The organism is Leptospira inadai serovar Lyme str. 10 (assembly GCF_000243675.2).
Classification (GTDB): Bacteria; Spirochaetota; Leptospiria; order Leptospirales; family Leptospiraceae; genus Leptospira_B; species Leptospira_B inadai.
Map to the genome: position 1 here is coordinate 842079 of NZ_AHMM02000025.1, position 18424 is coordinate 860502.

15 protein-coding genes and 1 pseudogene are annotated in these 18424 nt (G+C 43.7%); 6 read left to right on the forward strand and 10 right to left on the reverse strand.

The window, feature by feature from the left end:
* Positions 1 to 65: 65 nt before the first annotated feature.
* Positions 66 to 416 carry a DUF3147 family protein gene (locus LEP1GSC047_RS19715; RefSeq protein WP_010415675.1) on the reverse strand — a complete coding sequence of 117 codons (351 nt, stop codon included), beginning with the start codon at positions 414 to 416 and terminating at the stop codon, positions 66 to 68.
* A 36-nt stretch (positions 417 to 452) separates the two neighbouring features.
* Positions 453 to 2093, reverse strand: a complete 1641-nt coding sequence (gene gpmI / locus LEP1GSC047_RS19720; protein ID WP_010415673.1) for a 2,3-bisphosphoglycerate-independent phosphoglycerate mutase — start codon at positions 2091 to 2093, stop codon at positions 453 to 455.
* A gap of 242 nt (positions 2094 to 2335) precedes the next feature.
* Between gpmI and LEP1GSC047_RS19725 the strand changes: the two genes are divergently transcribed.
* Complete coding sequence (locus LEP1GSC047_RS19725; protein WP_010415671.1) at positions 2336 to 4369, forward strand: hypothetical protein; 2034 nt, start codon at positions 2336 to 2338, stop codon at positions 4367 to 4369.
* Between the two features lie 290 nt (positions 4370 to 4659).
* On the opposite strand, the gene LEP1GSC047_RS19730 is transcribed toward LEP1GSC047_RS19725, so the two are convergent.
* Together LEP1GSC047_RS19730 and LEP1GSC047_RS22290 are read right to left on the reverse strand one after the other, a co-directional pair.
* On the reverse strand, positions 4660 to 5016 hold the full coding sequence (locus LEP1GSC047_RS19730; RefSeq protein WP_010415669.1) for a type II toxin-antitoxin system HicB family antitoxin: 357 nt from the start codon (positions 5014 to 5016) through the stop codon (positions 4660 to 4662).
* The gene (locus LEP1GSC047_RS22290; protein WP_010415667.1) at positions 5013 to 5273 is read right to left on the reverse strand and encodes a type II toxin-antitoxin system HicA family toxin; all 261 of its coding nucleotides are present in this window, start codon (positions 5271 to 5273) and stop codon (positions 5013 to 5015) included. Before LEP1GSC047_RS22290 ends, LEP1GSC047_RS19730 begins: the two co-directional genes overlap by 4 nt.
* A gap of 315 nt (positions 5274 to 5588) precedes the next feature.
* Here LEP1GSC047_RS22290 and LEP1GSC047_RS21950 point away from each other — a divergent pair, with 315 nt between their 5' ends.
* From LEP1GSC047_RS21950 to LEP1GSC047_RS19745, 3 genes and pseudogenes are all read left to right on the forward strand, one after another.
* Positions 5589 to 5747 (forward strand): hypothetical protein, encoded by a 159-nt coding sequence (locus tag LEP1GSC047_RS21950; RefSeq protein ID WP_020989172.1) that lies wholly within the window; start codon positions 5589 to 5591, stop codon positions 5745 to 5747.
* Positions 5748 to 5934: 187 nt separating this feature from the next.
* Positions 5935 to 6075: pseudogene (locus tag LEP1GSC047_RS22295) on the forward strand (transposase); the annotation flags it as partial.
* 404 nt (positions 6076 to 6479) lie between these two features.
* On the forward strand, positions 6480 to 8288 hold the full coding sequence (locus LEP1GSC047_RS19745; protein ID WP_238325620.1) for an FG-GAP-like repeat-containing protein: 1809 nt from the start codon (positions 6480 to 6482) through the stop codon (positions 8286 to 8288).
* Between the two features lie 157 nt (positions 8289 to 8445).
* Here the strand turns inward: LEP1GSC047_RS19745 and LEP1GSC047_RS19750 are convergent, their stop codons facing one another.
* Together LEP1GSC047_RS19750 and LEP1GSC047_RS19755 are read right to left on the reverse strand one after the other, a co-directional pair.
* Positions 8446 to 8787 (reverse strand): type II toxin-antitoxin system PemK/MazF family toxin, encoded by a 342-nt coding sequence (locus tag LEP1GSC047_RS19750; RefSeq protein WP_010415663.1) that lies wholly within the window; start codon positions 8785 to 8787, stop codon positions 8446 to 8448.
* Complete coding sequence (locus LEP1GSC047_RS19755; protein ID WP_010415662.1) at positions 8774 to 9022, reverse strand: transcriptional regulator; 249 nt, start codon at positions 9020 to 9022, stop codon at positions 8774 to 8776. The genes LEP1GSC047_RS19750 and LEP1GSC047_RS19755 overlap by 14 nt, the downstream gene beginning before the upstream one ends.
* 1705 nt (positions 9023 to 10727) lie before the next feature.
* Here LEP1GSC047_RS19755 and LEP1GSC047_RS19765 point away from each other — a divergent pair.
* Entirely contained in the window at positions 10728 to 11765 is a 1038-nt protein-coding gene (locus tag LEP1GSC047_RS19765) for a DUF1554 domain-containing protein (RefSeq protein WP_010415658.1), read from the forward strand.
* A 20-nt stretch (positions 11766 to 11785) separates the two neighbouring features.
* On the opposite strand, the gene LEP1GSC047_RS19770 is transcribed toward LEP1GSC047_RS19765, so the two are convergent.
* Both LEP1GSC047_RS19770 and LEP1GSC047_RS19775 read right to left on the reverse strand, forming a co-directional pair.
* Positions 11786 to 12238, reverse strand: coding sequence for an AgmX/PglI C-terminal domain-containing protein (locus LEP1GSC047_RS19770; protein ID WP_010415657.1), 453 nt, complete (start codon positions 12236 to 12238; stop codon positions 11786 to 11788).
* An 11-nt stretch (positions 12239 to 12249) separates the two neighbouring features.
* Positions 12250 to 13896 (reverse strand): FG-GAP repeat protein, encoded by a 1647-nt coding sequence (locus tag LEP1GSC047_RS19775; RefSeq protein WP_020989126.1) that lies wholly within the window; start codon positions 13894 to 13896, stop codon positions 12250 to 12252.
* Between the two features lie 246 nt (positions 13897 to 14142).
* Between LEP1GSC047_RS19775 and LEP1GSC047_RS19780 the strand changes: the two genes are divergently transcribed.
* Positions 14143 to 15345 (forward strand): chromate transporter, encoded by a 1203-nt coding sequence (locus LEP1GSC047_RS19780; RefSeq protein WP_010415654.1) that lies wholly within the window; start codon positions 14143 to 14145, stop codon positions 15343 to 15345.
* 83 nt (positions 15346 to 15428) lie between these two features.
* On the opposite strand, the gene LEP1GSC047_RS19785 is transcribed toward LEP1GSC047_RS19780, so the two are convergent.
* Together LEP1GSC047_RS19785 and LEP1GSC047_RS19790 are read right to left on the reverse strand one after the other, a co-directional pair.
* Complete coding sequence (locus LEP1GSC047_RS19785) at positions 15429 to 16130, reverse strand: universal stress protein (RefSeq protein WP_010415652.1); 702 nt, start codon at positions 16128 to 16130, stop codon at positions 15429 to 15431.
* Positions 16131 to 16140: 10 nt separating this feature from the next.
* Positions 16141 to 18306: a cation:proton antiporter gene (locus tag LEP1GSC047_RS19790; protein WP_010415650.1), complete on the reverse strand. Its 2166-nt coding sequence runs from the start codon at positions 18304 to 18306 to the stop codon at positions 16141 to 16143.
* Positions 18307 to 18424: the final 118 nt, after the last annotated feature.

Here is an 18424-nt window from a genome sequence, read left to right on the forward strand (position 1 = left end):
TTTTCTTTTTCGTTTCGGTTCAAAGACTTCTAAAAAACAGGATTTAGAAAAGTGTCCCTGATGAATTAAAGAAGTTTAATGCCGAATTTACCGGTTAGATATCCGAAAAGAAAAAAAAGCAGGATTGTGCCGGTTATACAGATAATCAATGCCGGCCAGAAATCGAATTTTTGATTTAGTTTCGGGAAAATTAAAAACATAGGAAGCGTAGGAAGAACGTACCAAAACGTATAGTATGCGTGGTTCGAGATTTTTTCGGAGGAAACTTTATCGATCTTAAGCCAAATTAACGTCAAAATCGTTATGATCGGGAGAGCGGCTAACAAGCCGCCCAATCTTTCGTTTCTTCTTGCAGCTTCCGATATTAATACGACCAGAAGCGATGTTAGGAAATATTTAAACAGTAGATACGACATCTCGATTCGTTTCCTTTTCTAATTTCAAGAGACGGTTTATTTGGCTAGTAAGCTTTCGTGATATCCTTCCGGAGTTTGGTAGCCCATGATGTCCAATAAAGTCGCGGCTACGTTTGCCAGTCCTGCGTTCGGGACATCTTTCTTGAGTGAAAATTTTCCTTCGGGATCTAAAACGCTAAAAGGAACAGGATTTAAGGTATGAGATGTTTTCGGAACAGGACGTCCGGTCGCGTCCTTTTGAACGTTTCCTTTTTTGTCCAACTGATACATTTCGTCCGCATTACCGTGATCAGCGGTAACTACAAGAACGATTCCCTGCTTTGCGCATATGAGGGAAAGCCGCTTCATACATTCGTCAAGAAATTCCATCGCGTGAACGGTGGCCGTAAAATTTCCCGTGTGACCTACCATGTCTCCGTTCGGATAATTGACTCTATAGAAGTCGTGCTTATTTTCCGAGAGGACTTTCTCCAATTCTTGGGTAATTGCCTCCGCCTTCATATTAGGGGTTTGATCGAAAGGAATAACATCGGACGGGATTTCCTTATAATCTTCCTTTGAAATATCGAAATGCCCGGATCGATTCCCGTTCCAAAAGAACGTAACGTGGCCGTACTTTTGCGTTTCGGATAACGCATACTGTAAAATGCCGGAGCTTGCCATATACTCGCCCAAAGTCCTATCTATCGCGGGCGGAGTGACTAAAAATCGCTCGGGCAATTTTAGATCTCCGTCATATTGAGTCATACCGGCATAGCAGACGTTCGGTAACGGTCCTCTATCGAACTTATCGAAATTCTTCTGTGTGAATGCTTGGGAGATTTCGATGGCTCTATCTCCGCGAAAATTGGTAAATACCACCGAATCACCGTCGACGATCGGGCCGACCGGCTTTCCGTTTTCCGATATCACGAAAGCGGGAAGATATTGATCGATGATCGAAGGGTCCTCGTTTCTGAAAGTTCGGATAGCGGCTTCGGTGTCGGGAAATTGCCGTCCTTCGCCCTTGACATGAACTTTCCATCCGAGCTCCACCATGGACCAATCCGCCTCGTAACGATCCATCGTGATCGTCATCCTGCCGCCCCCGGAGGCTATTTTTATATCCTTGCCGCTATTTCTTAATTCGTTTAACCATTTTTCAAATGGGACTAAATAGTCCAGTGCGGATTTTTCAGGTACGTCTCTTCCATCCAACAGAATATGAAGCCGAATTTTCGGCACTCCTACTTTGATCGCGTTTTCTATAAGAGCTTTCGTGTGATCGATATGAGCGTGCACGTTCCCGTCCGAAAAGAGGCCGATCAAATGCAACGTGGAGTTTTTTGATTTGGAATTCCCTACGATTTCTTTCCAGGCCCCGCCTTCGAATAACGAAGAATTAGCTATGGAATTATTGACTAACTTCGCTCCTTGATCGAAGATTCTTCCGCAGCCGAGTACATTATGACCGACTTCCGAATTTCCCATATCTTCATCCGACGGCATTCCTACTGCAGTTCCATGAGCTTTTAAATGAATGGTCGGAGCATCATTCCATAATTTGTTTAAGAACGGTAGTTTTGCCGCAGCAATTGCATTTCCGAATTCTCGGCCTCTAGGAGAGTAACCGACACCGTCTAAAATAACCAATAATACTTTTCTGGGAATAAAGGGAGATTGTTTACTAAGTTGCATTCCAACTTCCAGGAAAGGTTCTCGATCGACCCCGTCAAGAGATTAGTCGACAGATAATGTATAGATACTTCTATCTAGCGGCTAGTTCATGAAAATAGGGGCAAAAATAAGTTTTTGGTGGAAGCGGTCATAGAGGTGGGGATATGATGGCGGCAGATTCTGTAGTGGATGCTTATGAGTGAATTTGTTCAAGTTCTTGCCGATCGTAAATTCCGAAAGAGCGAACGGATCGGACTTTCATTATGACTGTAAAAGATTCGAGGCCGTTAGATCCTAACACGGGGAGTCCGCTTCTCCAGGGCTTTTTACGAGTTAAGAAGCTGAATGAAGTCGTAAGTTATTACATGAATGACAAGGTAACGCATTCCTTGTATAAAGCGATAGTTGCAGTCACATCTTATAAAAACGCGAAGTCACGCCATCTATTCGAACCTCATCACCGATTGCAGGAAGTAGGTGAATTAACTCAGAAAGAAATGGATCTGCATCTAAAGCGCCTTCTCGAGGATGGAACGGTTTCCCAATTGGCCTATTTTATGGGTGATGAATTGGAACAGCTACCTACACCCAGGCCTTGTTTCGCGGCGTTTCCCGAAGGAGAATCGCTGGATCTAAGTCGAATTTATTTAGAGCTGCTGGATGTATCCGTTATCTCTTTGATAGGATATCTAGATCGCAAACCGGAATTAACAAAGTCCGTCATATGGGAAAATCTCGAGGCGGATTGGGAATCTAAGGCGATGAAAGAGAAACCGTTTCCTCAACTCTTTCTTTATCTACGAGAGGCGTTTCACGACGAGACGTTTTCCATTCCTCCTAGTCCCGAATTCGTAAAAGATTTTCTTTTTGAAATAGAGGACGACCTTACAAAGAAAGGAAGAGTCGTCGACATTCCCGGTTACGGTCTTTTCAGTTTAAAAAATACTAAAGAAGCCGTACAAATCATCGAATATGTCGACGACTTTATTCAAACGAAAGGAATGAAAGCTCTTCGTCATGTGCTGTCGGAAACGTTTCAAAAAATAGCGATGGAGGAAAGATTCTATTATTCCGATCCGTCTCATCCCGACACGCCAAAGTTTCGCGTAGCAAGAGCCGAGGCGTTTTCACAAGCGTTGCAATCGAGGAATCCCGGACACGGAAGTCCGGGAATGTTGGGAGTCGTCTTAATACGGACTTTGGCGGAAATTGCGGAAAAGGAAATGCAGAGACAGCATTTCGAAAAAGAACGGAATCAATTTCAGGAAATTAAACATACTTTATTAGCGGAAGCGGTTCGATGGGATCGGAAAGTATTATTTATTCCCGATAAGGAATTTCGATATTTTCCGGACGATCTAAAACGGATGTTATTGGACGATCTCGAAATTGCCTACGCGACTTGGGAAACGAAAGGCGGAACCATCCATGCGTTCATGCATAAAAATCCGGAAAGCGTGAGACAGATTATTTTGAGTCTGAGCACCGCTCATGTAGTCGAGGCGTGGAAAATTTTATGCATTCGGCAATTAATCGAGGCGCATGAGCCCCAAATAAAATCGGTCTTTAAGGAATCCGAATTCGTGAAAGCATACGGAAAAGTATTAAGAAAAGGATATATGGAATATTTTCCGTGGTTTTACCCGATTCTGGATTTGATCGGTATCGGTAGAATTTTTAAGGATTTTTTCTTTTCGCAGGCGAAAGACAAAATTCGCGTTCAACAGAATTTCTTAAAAGGGAAGAATCTCGAAATCGCCAAAAAAGACGAGCAGGCAAGAATTCAAGAAAGACGCAAAGAAGAAGAGAAAATTCACCATGCAGGCCAACGATCCAAGTTATCTTCTTTGTTGGACGAATATTATTTTAAGAAGAAGTATCCGCCGTTAGCGGCGGATATTCAAGCACTAGCATCGGAATTCTCCGCGGACGTTTTTTATCAGATAATCGAACGGGAAAAATTCGTTTTGCTTACCTGGGAAGGTAGTAAAGAAAAATACGACCAAATCCTTTGCTATTCGAGTGATGAATCTTTTCGTACAAAGGCACGGGAAATTCATAAAGTTTTTTCCGAACTTGCCGGGGATTTGCAAAGTAAAGTTCGGACTGCGGAAGAAGAATCCAGGATCCGTATCGCGAGGGTCATAAAATATATCGACACTTGGTTTTCTTCGAATAAGGGACATGAGAAATCTGCGCCCGCTTCCGGTAGGAACGGCAAAGATGAGGATGTCGATCCGTACGAATCGTTTCGGAAAGAAATTCAAAAACTGAGACAAAAAGCTCCGGCGGCCTGAATCGATTTTTCTTCGAAATTTCCATTATATGCGACCGTGTCCATTAAATCGGGGGAGCTCCTTCATTAATAAGTCATTAACCTACTCACATTGGAAATTGGCAAAGAGGACATTCTGCCTAATTGCCAATCTCCGAATCATCGGATAAGCATAGGTCCCTAATATTTTGGTATGATATTTTATAAGATAGGGTATAAGGGACTTGGCGCGACGCTTGCTTAGCAAAACGATCGACAAATCTGAATATGGCGGAAGCCACGATTGTTAAGAGCAGTAAGGCTATTTAAACCTTACTTTTTTTTCGACGATTTTGAATCTACAATCTCCTTTTCGATCGCTGATTGCACAAATTGATTTAAGGAAATTCCTAGAACCAACGACTTCCTAACAGCTTTTCTATGCAGGTCAGGATTGATTCGAACATTAAATGTGCCACGAAATGATTTAAACAATGGCTTTCCATGCTTAGAGCATAAGCTAATATAATCTTCAACTGTATCTTTAAAGGATTTCTTCAATTCAGACACTGATTTCCCTTCAAAGGTTACCAAATCGTCGATCTCTTCTAATTTGCCATAGAAAATCTCATCTTCGTCGCTATAATGAACGGATCCAATAAAGTCTTTGTAGCTCAAAATATCTTTCATTGTATTATTCCTCTTTTCTTTAACTCATCCAATAATAGTTCAATTTGATAAGCTTTAAGAATATTTCCTGGATGTGGTTTATGAAGTCTGATTAAGTGCTTTGTCTCTTCATTTATAAAACCTACTCTTGACCCTGAAGTCTTTCCTTGATTTACTTCAAAGTAACCAAGTCCAGTCAGGACATTTTTTAGCTCGCTGTAAGTAAAATCCCTTGGTTTAGACTTTAGCCTAAGAAGTAACTTTTCGAATTTGCTCACTAATATTTAAAATGTTTTGAAATCAGAGTGTTGCAACTATTTTTTAGTTGCGGATTCTGAAAACTCACCGATTAGCTGTTCCAAGATTACCAAAAATCTTGCGGAGACGATGAATATTTTAGCCTAATTGTCAATCTCCGAAGCATCAGAAAGCAATGGTCAGGCTGCTATATTTGAGTATATAGAAATCTTTTATAATGGAAGGAAGATCCATGATAACGTTCTAATTTTTTCGCACATTTAAAGATAAAAAGAAAGGCTTTCCTAACCTACCTAAGATTGTGACCAAACAATTTTCAAGATAAGGAGCCCCCCATGAGGGCAGAAGAAGATAAAAGCCACCTGAAAGTAATGCAAGTGGATGAGGCCCAACTCAAGAAGGACTTGAGCGAACTCGTAAGAGGTCCAGTCGAAGAAACGCTGAATGCTCTCTTAGATGAGGAGGCGGATAAACTTTGCCAAGCCTCGAAGTAGGAAAGAAATCCGGCTCGAGTAGATACTCGAGCCGGATCCTATAATAGAAACTTTGAAACAAAATGCGGAAAAGTAACGTTGTAATCCGGCGAAGTCGGATTTATGGGGACCGTCTAAAGTTCCTAAGCTTGGAACAATTCCGTTCGAGTCCGCGATCATCGAAAGATACGAACGCCTGGAGAGTTCCGCAGAGGAGGCTCTAACGGAAATGTATTTAGCCTACATGGATTTTCCTTCCGAGCATTGGAGAAAGATACGAACCAATAATCCTTTAGAGCGGATAATTAAAGAGATCAAGAGAAGGACGAGAGTCGTTGGAGTTTTTCCTTTTTACGTGCCCGTGATAAGCGACTTTCTTCCGTAAATGTTTTCATAAGATTGTTAAATATTATTCTTAATTTCAATTTTACGTAATATAGGCTTCATGCTACTCGTTTGAGGGATAAATTTATTGGGTTTATTATTTTTCAAGGCATCATTTTACGAAATGAATCGCGTCTGCCGGAAATTTTGTTGTAATTTGATTTGTGTCCTTCTTGAATAAAAGGTGAATGGATTATAATTTTTCGAAAAATCAGGAGAAGTTCTAAATTGACCCGATTTTCTTTGAATGTATCACAGGCCTTTGGATCATCTTATTTCCTTAGAAATATTCGAGCTCTTAGAATACTACTCTATTTAATAATAATGTGGACCTCTTTAAATTGCGGAGTCTCGATTGCAATATTCGAAATGTTGCAAAAAAAGAGTAAATCAGGAGATGATAATTCACTACTTACATTATTATCACTAGAGACGCTGGCGAAGTCCATAACCATCTCAAATCTATCGAATACCGGAAATTCGGTTATAGAGACAGGCTTTATAGTCGGGGCTGCATTCGATAGTAATTCGGTGAGTTCGGTGGAAGTAAGCTTGGACGGAGGGCCTTTTTTGCCCGCAACCGGTACGTCAAACTGGGCCTATCAACTCCCGAATGGTGCTAACACTTGGAAAATAGGAAGCTTGCATTCGATCAATGTACGAAGTAAGAATCCGACAGGAAATGTTTCCGCCTCCGTATCAATTAGCGCACGCCAAGGAAAGAATAAGGATATCAACGGAGATGGGTATCCTGATTTAGCGGTGGGGGCTCCTTCCGCATCTTCGAATACAGGACAGGTCTTTTTATTTTATAGCTCGGGATCGGTCGGTATTATAGCTTCCAATTTGGCGGCGGCGAACGCTTCGATTTCGGGAACTGCAAATAGCACATTCGGAAATTTTGTGGATCTTGGAGACGTAAATGGGGACGGATATGCGGATCTCGCCGCTGGAGCAACTGCCTATTCGGCAAATACGGGTCAGGTCTATATCTTTCACAGCACAGGAATTACCGGAATTAGCGCCTCGTCGGTAGGCAATGCAAGCACTACAATTACGGGGATAGCCGGAAGCCAACTTGGATATACACTAGCGCTTGGTGACGTTAACGGTGACGGTTATGCGGATCTTGCGACGGGGGCATATATGTATTCTAATCACGCAGGTCAGGCGTATGTATTTCATAGTACGGGGGGCGCTGGGATCACCGCATCATCCTATAGCGGTGCAAGTACGACCATTACCGGACCTGGAACTAGTAATTTTGCTGCATCCCTAGCTCTTGGGGATGTGAACGGAGACGGGTACGCGGACTTTGCGCTTGGAGGAAATTATTATAATACTTCGAGGGGAAATATTTGGATCTTTCATAGCACTGGAAATGGGGGGATTACTGCCTCATCATATAGTAGCGCCAATACGAACATATCGGGAGAAACGATATATAACGATTTCGGACTTCCCCTTGCTTTCGGAGACGTGAATGGGGACGGGTATGCGGATCTTGCTAGCGGTGCGAATCGTTACAATAATACATTTACCGGGAAGGTTTACGTATTCCAAAGTACTGGAATTAACGGGATTACTGTTTCCGCAGCAGGAAGCGCCACGACGATGATTACTGGACAAACAAGCGGCGATACTTTCGGAGGTAACCTTACTTTCGGTGATATTAACGGAGATGGTTATGCGGATTTAGCGGTCGGGGCAGCTAATTATGCGAGTGCCACCGGACGAGCCTATATATTTCCTAGCACCGGAAGTGCAGGGCTAAGCACTCTAGCCTCGGTTACGATCAATGGGGAAGGCACTGGTAATAGTTTCGCCTCCGCTCTCGTCTTTTCCGACTTCAATGGAGACGGATATTCCGATCTCGCAGCCGGTGCAAGCACCTATTCTAGCACCCTTGGACGGACTTATGTATTCCTTAGCTCCGGAAAAACCGGAACTATAGCCTCCCTTGCCTCCGCCGCCAACACCATTATTACGGGTGCAGCGAATAGTAATTTCGGGAGTTCGGTAGCCTATGGCAATGAGGATTCGATATGGAACAACTATTTGAAAACGGTCACTCGAACGGGAATTTTCAAGACGGAAGATACTTCGATTTTTTTAATTTCCAATAGAACGGAAGAACTAACTATTCGTGATTTTACGTATTTTCGCAGACCTATGTAATCGAATCCTTTTTGGAAATTGGAAAAACTCCGAATAGAAGGAGAAAGACTGGAGGAATCGCTTAATCGGGGAAGAGTCATAGGGTCCAAGAACTTGGCGCGAGGCTTGCGAAGTAAGCCGAAGCGACACGGCAGGTCGAAGTTATGCGCAGACCCCGTTAATTTAGGCCGATGACTAGCTTTAACCCTTCTTCAACATCGACCATCTTGCCTGATTTCAATTTGCCGATTTTATTAAGAAACCGTTCCCTATCTAAAGTTACGATCTGGGAAACATTCACGACTGAGTCTTTCGAAGGATTAGAATCTTTTTTAGATAGAATTACATTACCGGGAGCTTCTGCTAAATTCAAGTTGGATGTAATTGAGGCTGCAATTACTGTACTAATATTACTCTCATTAAAAGAATCATCTTGTATTATTAAAACCGGATGCTTAAAACCAGGCTCACTACCAAATGGAATCCCTAAATCCACCCACCAAATTTCACCACGAGTCATTCTTTAAACTCTCACGAAGCGATTCAACAGATAGATTATTCATGCTGTCTTTTGAGTTATCTTCTCTGTTTGCATAAATTTTATTTAATCGTTCTGTTACGGATTCTTTACTATGTGACTGAATAAACTCTTCCAACGCCTTTGCAAAAAGTTGGCTTCTAGGAATTCCAAGTCTTTTAGCGGTTTTCTCCGCTGTTTTAAATAAATCATCAGGAATTGAGACGGCCGTCTTCATAAAATAAGTATGACTTTGGTTATACCCAAGTCAATTGCAAATTCCGCCGATTTTAAAGAAATTAGATCTCCCTTGGACAGAGGACTTTCAGAGGACAGAGGACAGAAGACTGAGGACAGAACATTGATAAGCGGAGTTTCCACGTTCTAGAGAGATTCTTGCATTATAGTGGATTTCTCCCTAGCCCCGCTGCATTTCCAATATCGAGCAGCTACTGTCTAGCGTGAGCGAAGCGAACGCGTCTGTCATTCAGAGGACAGAAGACAGAGGACTGAGGACAGAACATTGATGAGCCGAGTTTCCATGCTCTATGGAAAGATTCCTGCATTACAGTAGATATCTCCTCTACTTCTATAACCTTCACAACATTGAGCAGCTACTGTCCTCAGGTGCGCCAGGCAAAGTCTGGGATTTCCAATGGAGGGAAGGCCTCCATCCTGCTCATTGTTCCTTCGGCAGGTAGCGAAAAGAGCCTTTGTAACGGTAACGGAACAAAGGAAGCCTCTCGTAGCAAAGAAATGATCCATAGCGAAAGCGAACCAATGTTGGAAGCCTCGTAACAGAAATAAGTGGTATTAGCCAGTCTCTCTGATAAGATGAAGCTTGGAATCGACAAGGTAGAAATGAACAAATGCACTTGTCGGAATACTCGGGGTAAAGTTGGATAGCGCGTTTCGAAGGAAACCCCAGGAACCTGGGAGATCCTTATTTGTGCTTAAATGCAACAAGTGTAGAGAACGAATAATTTACATTTGGCGAATAAGGAAGTCGGAAGAACTCATAGTAGCGAAGAACTGGGGTAATGCTCAGGGAGCGAAGGGGTTCTTATAGAGAATGCTTAGAAATTAAAGGAGTAAGACCGCTTGATGGAAACATCCACTACGGAAATAGATAAGAACCCATTGAATCATGATGGCTTATCGGAAAAACTAACTCAATTAAGATCCAAGCTCTACCAAAAAGCGAAAGCAATGAGGTACAGTCCTTAAAAGAGCCGAATGCGGGAAATCTGCACGTTCGGTTCGTTGAGGGGGATGGAAGTCTAACAGACTTCCATCTCTACTCTACTCCTCCGTCTTCTGTAAGCGGCAACGATGCGGAGGGTGCGAAGCAGTCGCAGCGTTTGCGGATAACGGTTTATGTTAATAGAAAGAGTCGCTGAGACCGTAGCGAACGCGGAGCCCGGAGCAGCGTGACCCGAACGAAGAGAGGGGGCCGCCCGTGGCAGCTTCTGAGCGAATGCATCTGTCCTCAGTCGCTCCACTTCAATTTGTGGATAATGTTATGTTTAACTAGAATTGTATAAATTAGATCGCGTTCTATATTAAAAATACCCGCACTCTTAAAAATAGGTCAAAATTCTATTCCTTAGGTTGTATTCTTTAGTTAGGGGAACCCCCTAAAAGCGAAAACAATCGGAGTAAGGTTATGAAAGTCACCGGCAAACGGACTTTTCTCGCAACTATTCTCAAATCTTTTCTATCGTATTCGAATTGCAGAAAGACCCAAAAGTGTCGTTCAGATTTGAGAAGACCACGTTTAAACTCGGAGAGTCGTCGGATTTTCTTTTTCAGATCGGCAACGTCTGCCCTAGCGTTTATTACAAATCTTTATTTCTTTCCTATGGGAAACCGATTTCAAAATCGAATTCTAGGGGTGATCGGAAGATTCGAGCTGTCGACTGAATCTTCAGGGAGAAGTTAAAATGAAACTGTACGATTTTAAAATTTTTTGCCTCCTTCCTTTATGCGGTATCCTTTCGATTCATTGTAATCAGGCAAAACCGATGCAACTAGATTCTAGTAAAAGTCCCCTGGGAGCCTTTTTACCGAATATTATCGCTGCGTTAAGTGTAACTCCGATTCGATTTCAATCGAATGCGACCGTTACCGAAAATAGCTCCTTAGTGATTTCAATCGCTTCGACCACGTCATTGGATTCTCCGGTTACCTATAATTTGAGTTTTAGCAGTCCCGTTATGACTATTTCTCCTGCCAGTATTACTCTTTCGTCTTCGAATCCGAGTGCGACCGTTACGATCACACACGGAATCGATAACGATTGCCTGGATCAGAATTACCCGTTGGTCGCGATTCAAACCGATAAAGGATTAAGTCAAACCCTCCAAGTCGGAACGTCTGACATCGATAAATGCACGTTCGTAGCAACGAACCAGGCCCAAGGAGGAATCGGATATTTCGGAACCTTCGGTGGTGTTCCCGGGGCCGACGCGATTTGCGCATCTGAAAAACCGGCTTCGTTGCCCGGGGCTGGGACTAGTTACAAGGCTTTGATTATCGTTCAAACTGGTTCCGTTCCGAGAGCGATTACAACGACCGCGAATTGCGGTCTTCCATCCACACCCAATTGCAATAATAATCATAATTGGGTTTTATCGACAAACACTCGCTATTATGGCAGCGACGCTTTAACACTTCTATTTAAGACACATGCTCAAGTACCTATCTTCTATTTTTCTGCAGGGAATTTAACGAATCCTTTGGGAACGGGAGCGAGTGGAGGAATTTGGACCGGCTTAAAGTCGGATTGGACGGAAACGGCTTCTTATCAATGTATGACAGTCGGCACGTACGAGGAATGGTTTCCGAATCCGTACCCGAGCTATATTAATAATGCCCATTACGGAAGTCTTTCGGCGGTGGATTCCACTTCTTTGGATACTGGAACTGCAGCTACGGACTGTACGACCGTAAGAAAGAATTTATTCTGCATTCGTCAATGAAAGAATACGTCGAAAACGGACTATCTCTTTGCGAAGGAAAATTTATGGGAAACGTATTTTTCGATCGGCGGAGGAGGAAAGGTCCATAAAGAGATCTTATCCGTTAAACATCTTCGGAATTTTTCTTCGGTAAAATTAGATCGCACTATCTCAGGAATAAGTACGTTCCCATAGATGTCGATTCTCCAGTCGATTTGGGTTATTCCTGTCGTTGTCTTAGGTTTCGTCCCTAGATACTCGTTGTAACAGGCCTGGATTTTTCCCGCATTCTTTAGGATCGTATTTTTTACTTCGTTCTTAACATAGGGATCATTTCCGTCGACGGATTTTCCGAAATTTACCTGTAGTCTATACAATTCTTGTAATAAAGATTCATGAGACTTTTTGAACTGATACACTTGGAAACCGAAAAGAATAAAGAGAAAGAGCCCGATGATCAGACTCGCTTTGAGTAAAACGGTTTGATTGATCATTTCTTTCTTAATTATAAACCGAATACGTAGGCGGCTCCGTTACTGCTTCCGTTTTTATTCGCGGAGCTTAAATCGGAGTCGTTAATTATCCAGTTACTGTTGCTTCCTTCGGCTAACGCTCCCGTTACGATCGTATTTCCGGAAATTGCCGTAGCGCCCCCGAAGAAGATCCCGTTGGCATTATTGGAGGGTTTTAGATAATCTCGGTGGGACCATTGAGTTCCGGATCGTTCGAATACGTAGACCGCACCGTTGAAGAATCCTTCTCGATTCGTGGAATTCAAATCGCTTCCATGAATGATGGTATTAGTCGTACTCGTTTCTCCCGGGGCTCCGGCAACGATGAGATTTCCGAATATTCCTACCGAAGTTCCGAAGGTTTGCTGATTCGATGAATTCGGTGCTTTCAAATATGCATCCTGTTTCCAAATCGTTCCGACTCTCTCGAATACATAAACCGCGCCGTTATTCGAGCCTGCATTGTTTGTGGCGCCGAGATTGGGTCCGTGGATGATCGAGTTTGTATCGCTAGATTCAGACGGCGAGCCTACTACTACGGTATTTCCTTTGATTGCGACGGAACTTCCGAATGAATCCGAATTTGACGCGTTAGATGCTTTTAGATACGCTTGGTGAGTCCAGGTTGTTCCGGATCTGACAAATACGTAAACCGCGCCGTTTCCGCTTCCATTTCGGTTGGTTGCAGATAAATCGGCTCCCGAAATGATTGAAGTTGTGGTGCTGCTTTCCATTTTTGCGCCGATTGCAATCGTGTTTCCATCAATCGTAACGGAGTTCCCGAATGAATCCAAGTTAAATCCATTGGGTGCTTTTAGATAGGCTTGGTGAGTCCAATTCGATCCGCTTCTTATGTAAACATAGGCTGCTCCTACGTTGTTTCCGCTATCGTTTGTAGAGCTTAGATTCGACCCGTTAATGATCGTTGTCGTATTACTATCTTCTCCACTCGATCCTACTACGACAGTATCTCCGTTAATTGCAACGGCGGATCCGAACTGATCGGCGTTGGACGCATTAGGCGCTTTTAGATAGGCTTGGTGTGTCCAGGTTGTTCCGATTCTTACGAAAATATAGGCAGCGCCGGTATTATTTCCGCTATCGTTTGTAGAGCTTAGATTCGACCCGTTAATGATCACCGTCGTATTGCTATCTTCTCCGCTCGATCCTACTACGACAGTATCGCCGTCGATCGCAACGGACGTTCCAAAATTATCCGAGTTGGATGCATTGGGCGCTTTTAAATAGGCTTGGTGAGTCCATTTGGGACCGGAACGTGCAAATACATAAACCGCTCCGGTGTCAACTCCGTTATCATTAGTGGAACTTAGGCTAGAATCTTGAATGATCGTAGTCGTATTGCTGTCCTCGAAAGGAGCTCCAACCACGATCGTATCCTTGTCGATCGAAACCGAGTATCCGAATTGATCGTTATTGGATGTATTCGGAGCTTTTAAATAGGCTTGTTGAGAAAGTACGAATGCATCCTGAATCGGCATGGAAGAAGACGATAAAAGTCCCAAAAACAACCAAGCCTGACCATTATGTTTTTTACAGCCTGCAATACCCAGTAGGCTGAAAATCAATGGAATTAAAATTCCGGAACATACGTTTTTCTTTGGGGAAGTGTCCAGATTCATCAATTTACAAATATCCTGAAAAAGGATATTTGTAAATCCTAGTTTCCTTTTTTGACAAGAATTTTTTAAAAAAAGGTAGTACTTTCATTTTTTCTCCGGCAGGCATAATGAATGCTTTGACAGCTCTTTTGAACGGTTGCAACGCGCGTTTTGCTTTCGAGTCTGAACGGAGGAAATTTGGTAAATTGTAAAAAATGGAATCGGAAAAGGGTGGTCAGTTAGTTTCGAGTCTGAATTTAAGAAAGTATGTCGGTTAATAATCGAGACGGCGATCTCCGCAAAATTTTTGATATTTTCCTCGTTTCCTTGAAATTGGGCCTAACCTCGTTTGGTGGTCCGATCGCTCATATCGGGTATTTTCATCGCGAATATGTCGCCGTAAAAAAATGGCTGGATGAGAAATCGTATACGGATCTTGTCGCGCTCTGCCAATTTCTTCCCGGTCCGGCGAGCAGCCAATTGGGTATTGCAATCGGGACGATTCGCGCCGGCATCGGAGGTGGCATCGCCGCTTGGTTGGGTTTTACGGCGCCTTCCGCAATTGCTCTTACTTGTTTTGCCTTTCTTTTAGTACATTATGATTTCGAAAATGCGATTTGGATTCACGGTTTGAAGGTCGTTGCCGTTTCAGTCGTGGCCCAGGCGATTTTTTTAATGTGGAAAAAACTGATCACGTCTTGGAATCACATTTTGATCGCTTTGTCTGCTGCCGTCGTCTTATCTTTTTGGCAGACTGCTCTTAGCCAAATCGTTCTTATTCTCGCGGCAGGATTCCTGGGAAGGTTTCTTTTTACCGAATCTAAGGCGGAAGTTGTCCAGACAGTTCCAGTGAATGTGAAGAGATCTTTAGCCATTCTATGTCTCGTCGGTTTTGTTTGCTTATTATTCCTTTTTCCGTTACTTCGACATTTGACGTCGAGCCCTTGGGTTTCTCTCGCTGACAGTTTTTATCGGTCCGGTTCCCTGGTCTTCGGGGGAGGTCACGTGGTTCTTCCTCTTTTGGAAAAGGAATTAGTTCCAAGCGGCCTGGTTTCCGAACAGACGTTTCTAGCGGGCTATGGCGCAGCGCAAGCGGTTCCAGGACCGTTATTTACGTTTGCCAGCTATTTGGGCGCCACCATAGACGGCGTTAGAGGCGCGCTTATCGCGACGGCGGCTATTTTTCTTCCGGCGTTTTTGTTGATTCTAGGTTTTTTACCTTTTTGGAATACGATTCGTAAAAATACGAAGATGCAAGGGATTTTGGCCGGAATTAATTCCGCAGTCGTCGGAATTCTGCTCGCCGCTTTATACAACCCTCTCTGGACTTCCGCCATTCATTCCCCTTCGGATTTTGTCGTTGCGGTCGCACTTTTTGCACTACTTGTTTTTCGCAATGTTCCTTCTTGGGCGATTGTCCTTCTCGGGATTGCCGCGAGTTATGCTTTGAAATTGGATTCCCTGTTTTAGATTTCTAAGACCGGTCGATGATTCTAGCTTGCTCGGATCGATTATCCGTTAAGATATTCCGAATTAAATTTCGTTCGCATCGATCAGAAACTTCTTCGTAAAATCAAATAGGAGAGATCCTTTTTAGCCAACAAGATCGAATGAAAGGATTTATACGTTTCGTAATCCAGGATTGCGAGATTCTTTTTAGTGTCGGGAGCAAGAGAAAAAGGTAACCAAGGACGAAACGAATGAGAGCCGTGAAGGCCGAAGTCCTCCTGCCTAGAACCGGAAAATACCGGGATCGGATTTTTCAAAAAGGAGGAAAGACCTCTTAATAAAGGAAAGATTGCGGCCGATTCCAATCCGGGAGCTAGGACGACCGGTTCGATCGGTGAATGAAGACCGTTATCGGCTAATACCGCTATGTCGATCGACGAGAGTTTTCGTAAAACATCGCCGACTTTTCCTCCTAGCAAACCTTCCGAAAACAAGGAACGAGCTGCACCTAACAGGAGTAAGTCGATCTCCTTACTTTTTGCAATTTCAACGATTCCGGGTACGACCCAATTCGACGGAAAGCCGACGGTCTCAAATTGGAAATCGCAACCTGCGGCTTCTTCCCTGACCGCTTTGAAAATCTCGTCTTCCTCCAATCTAGGGAATCCTTCGGTTTCGGATTCCACCGAAACCACGTGAAGAGCTATTATGGAAAGTGAATCGTCGGCTTGGGAAAAGAGAGCTCTTGCAAGCCCGAACAGTTTTGCTCCCATTTTCGGGTTTGCGAACGACACTAAAACTTTCATTTTTCCCTCTCTAACTAGTGAGAATCAAGATACTCGGAAGCCGAGATGCCAATTCCGTAGATTCTATTTCCCTATAATAATCCCAACTCGCTAGGATCAAATCGTAAGGATTCCAATCTTCCTGCGTAAGTTCGGACTCCGGTTTTTGAAGTAATCTCACCCGATGTCGCGAACTCTTCTTAGGCAGGCTAGTCGCCCATTTGGGAGCCAAGCCGTCGGTCCATAAGATTGTGCTCTCTTTTCCGGAAAGATTCGAGAAAAACTCGAAATATTCCCGCAAAAAAGCATCGCGATTTCCGGAAAAGAGGAAGAGGAGTTTGCGAGCACCCTTAAATCCGCGATCTATCAGTATTCCCACGGGAAACTGGGAATTTTCGACGATAAACCGAACTCGACCTACGGTATCTTTTTTGGAGAATATGGAATGAGCTCTTCCTATCAAAAGTAGATTCGGTCGAACCTGCCTAGTTTGGTTCAGGATTTCTTTGGCTACGAGCGAAGTATTTTTATAGATTCTTTTGAAGCTCCATCCGAGTTCGCGGCCTTTTTCTTCCAGAGAGGAAAAAACTTCCTTTTCTATCGTTTCGGCTTCGATCGGAGTCAAATCCCCGCTGGATGTGACGTGCAACGCGGTGATCTCCGTGTCCGGATTTTTCTTCTTGGCCTCGGGAAATAAATAAGATACCAATTCCAGCAATCGAACTCCCGAACTCGGCGCTGCAAACGAAAGCAGAATCTTTCTCTTAGCGGTAGGCGGTTCGGCAACCCTGGAAAAGAATTTAAGATCAAGTATATCTAATATAGGACCCGTCATAAAAGTGGTGACTAACGCCATCAGGACCATCATCGCGAAGATTTCCTTGGATAAAATGCCTAAATCGTATCCGATGTTCAGCACGACCAATTCCATTAATCCTCTCGTATTCATTAGAGCGCCGATGGCCAGACTATCTTTCCAGTTTTGTCCGACTAGCCTGGCTGCGACAGTGCTACCCAAAAACTTGCCCGCAATCGCGATGCCGATAACTCCGAAACAGATCCACCAAAGATTTCCGCTATTTAACAATCCTATTTGCGTTTTTAGCCCGGTTGAAACGAAGAATAAGGGAAGCAATAAAAGTAAGCTTATGTCTTCGATCTTCTCGGAAAGCATTCGCCTGAATTCTTGCTGCGGAGGCATAATCACTCCGGCAAGAAATGCGCCGAACAGAGCGTGGATCCCGATAGCCTCCGTCGCATACGCCGAAAGAAGCCAAATCATAAATACGAATGCGGTGACAGGACGTCGCAATGCTTCCTTACTCGGATAGATCGAGGAAATTTTTCTCATTAAGGGGCGGACGATAAAGATCATTATGATAACGTAAATTACCGCCAATCCCAACGTAATGATGCCTCCAGCAAACGTTCCGGCCTGCGCGATCGCGACTACTCCCGCTAAAATACACCAAGCCGTGATGTCGTCCGCCGCTGCACAAGTAATGACTAAAGTTCCTAAAGGAGTTTTTGTAAGTCCCCTCTCTTGGACGATTCTAGCCAAGACCGGAAAAGCGGTTATGCTCATGGCGATTCCCATGAACAATCCGAAGACCAAAAAGGAGATCCCTTTGGGAGCCAAATCTCCGTACAATGTCAGGGAGTAAGCGGTTCCTAGGAAAAACGGGAATAATATACTCGCATGGCTGACCACGACGGCGTCGTGAGCCTTTTTTCCTAATATACTTAAATTCAACTCCATCCCGATTAGGAAAAGAAAGAGAAGAAGTCCCACATTGCTCAAAGCTTGTATAATCTTTAGGGATTCTTTCGGAAATAGAAAGCCGCTTGCTTCCGGCCAAAACGTTCCGAGAAACGAGGGTCCCAAAAGAATCCCGGCGATGATTTCACCGATAACGGAAGGTTGGCCTAAAAAGGCCAATAGGGATCCTAAAACTCTTGCCGTTCCCAAGATGACAAGTAACTGCAAAATCAGCATCGCCACCGGTTGCTTTAGATTCTTTCCTAGTTCCGACAGAATTTCAAGAGGCGGAACCAGTCTTTCGGTTCCCCCGTTGACCGATGGAGTTACATAAGTTTCCAGCGATTTTCCGAGATCGAGAGAAACGAAAATCCCTAATCCGAAGACGATTAAAAAGAAAGCATACACTAGCACGCTTCGAACCGCTTTCCGATTCATCCGGCAATCCTCCGATATTTAAATTTTCTTCGGATAAAATCATATGCGAAACTGAAGGTTTCGATTCATGATTCGGCCAAAGATAGTTTGAGCGGGAAGAAGTCCGGAGGAGAACCCT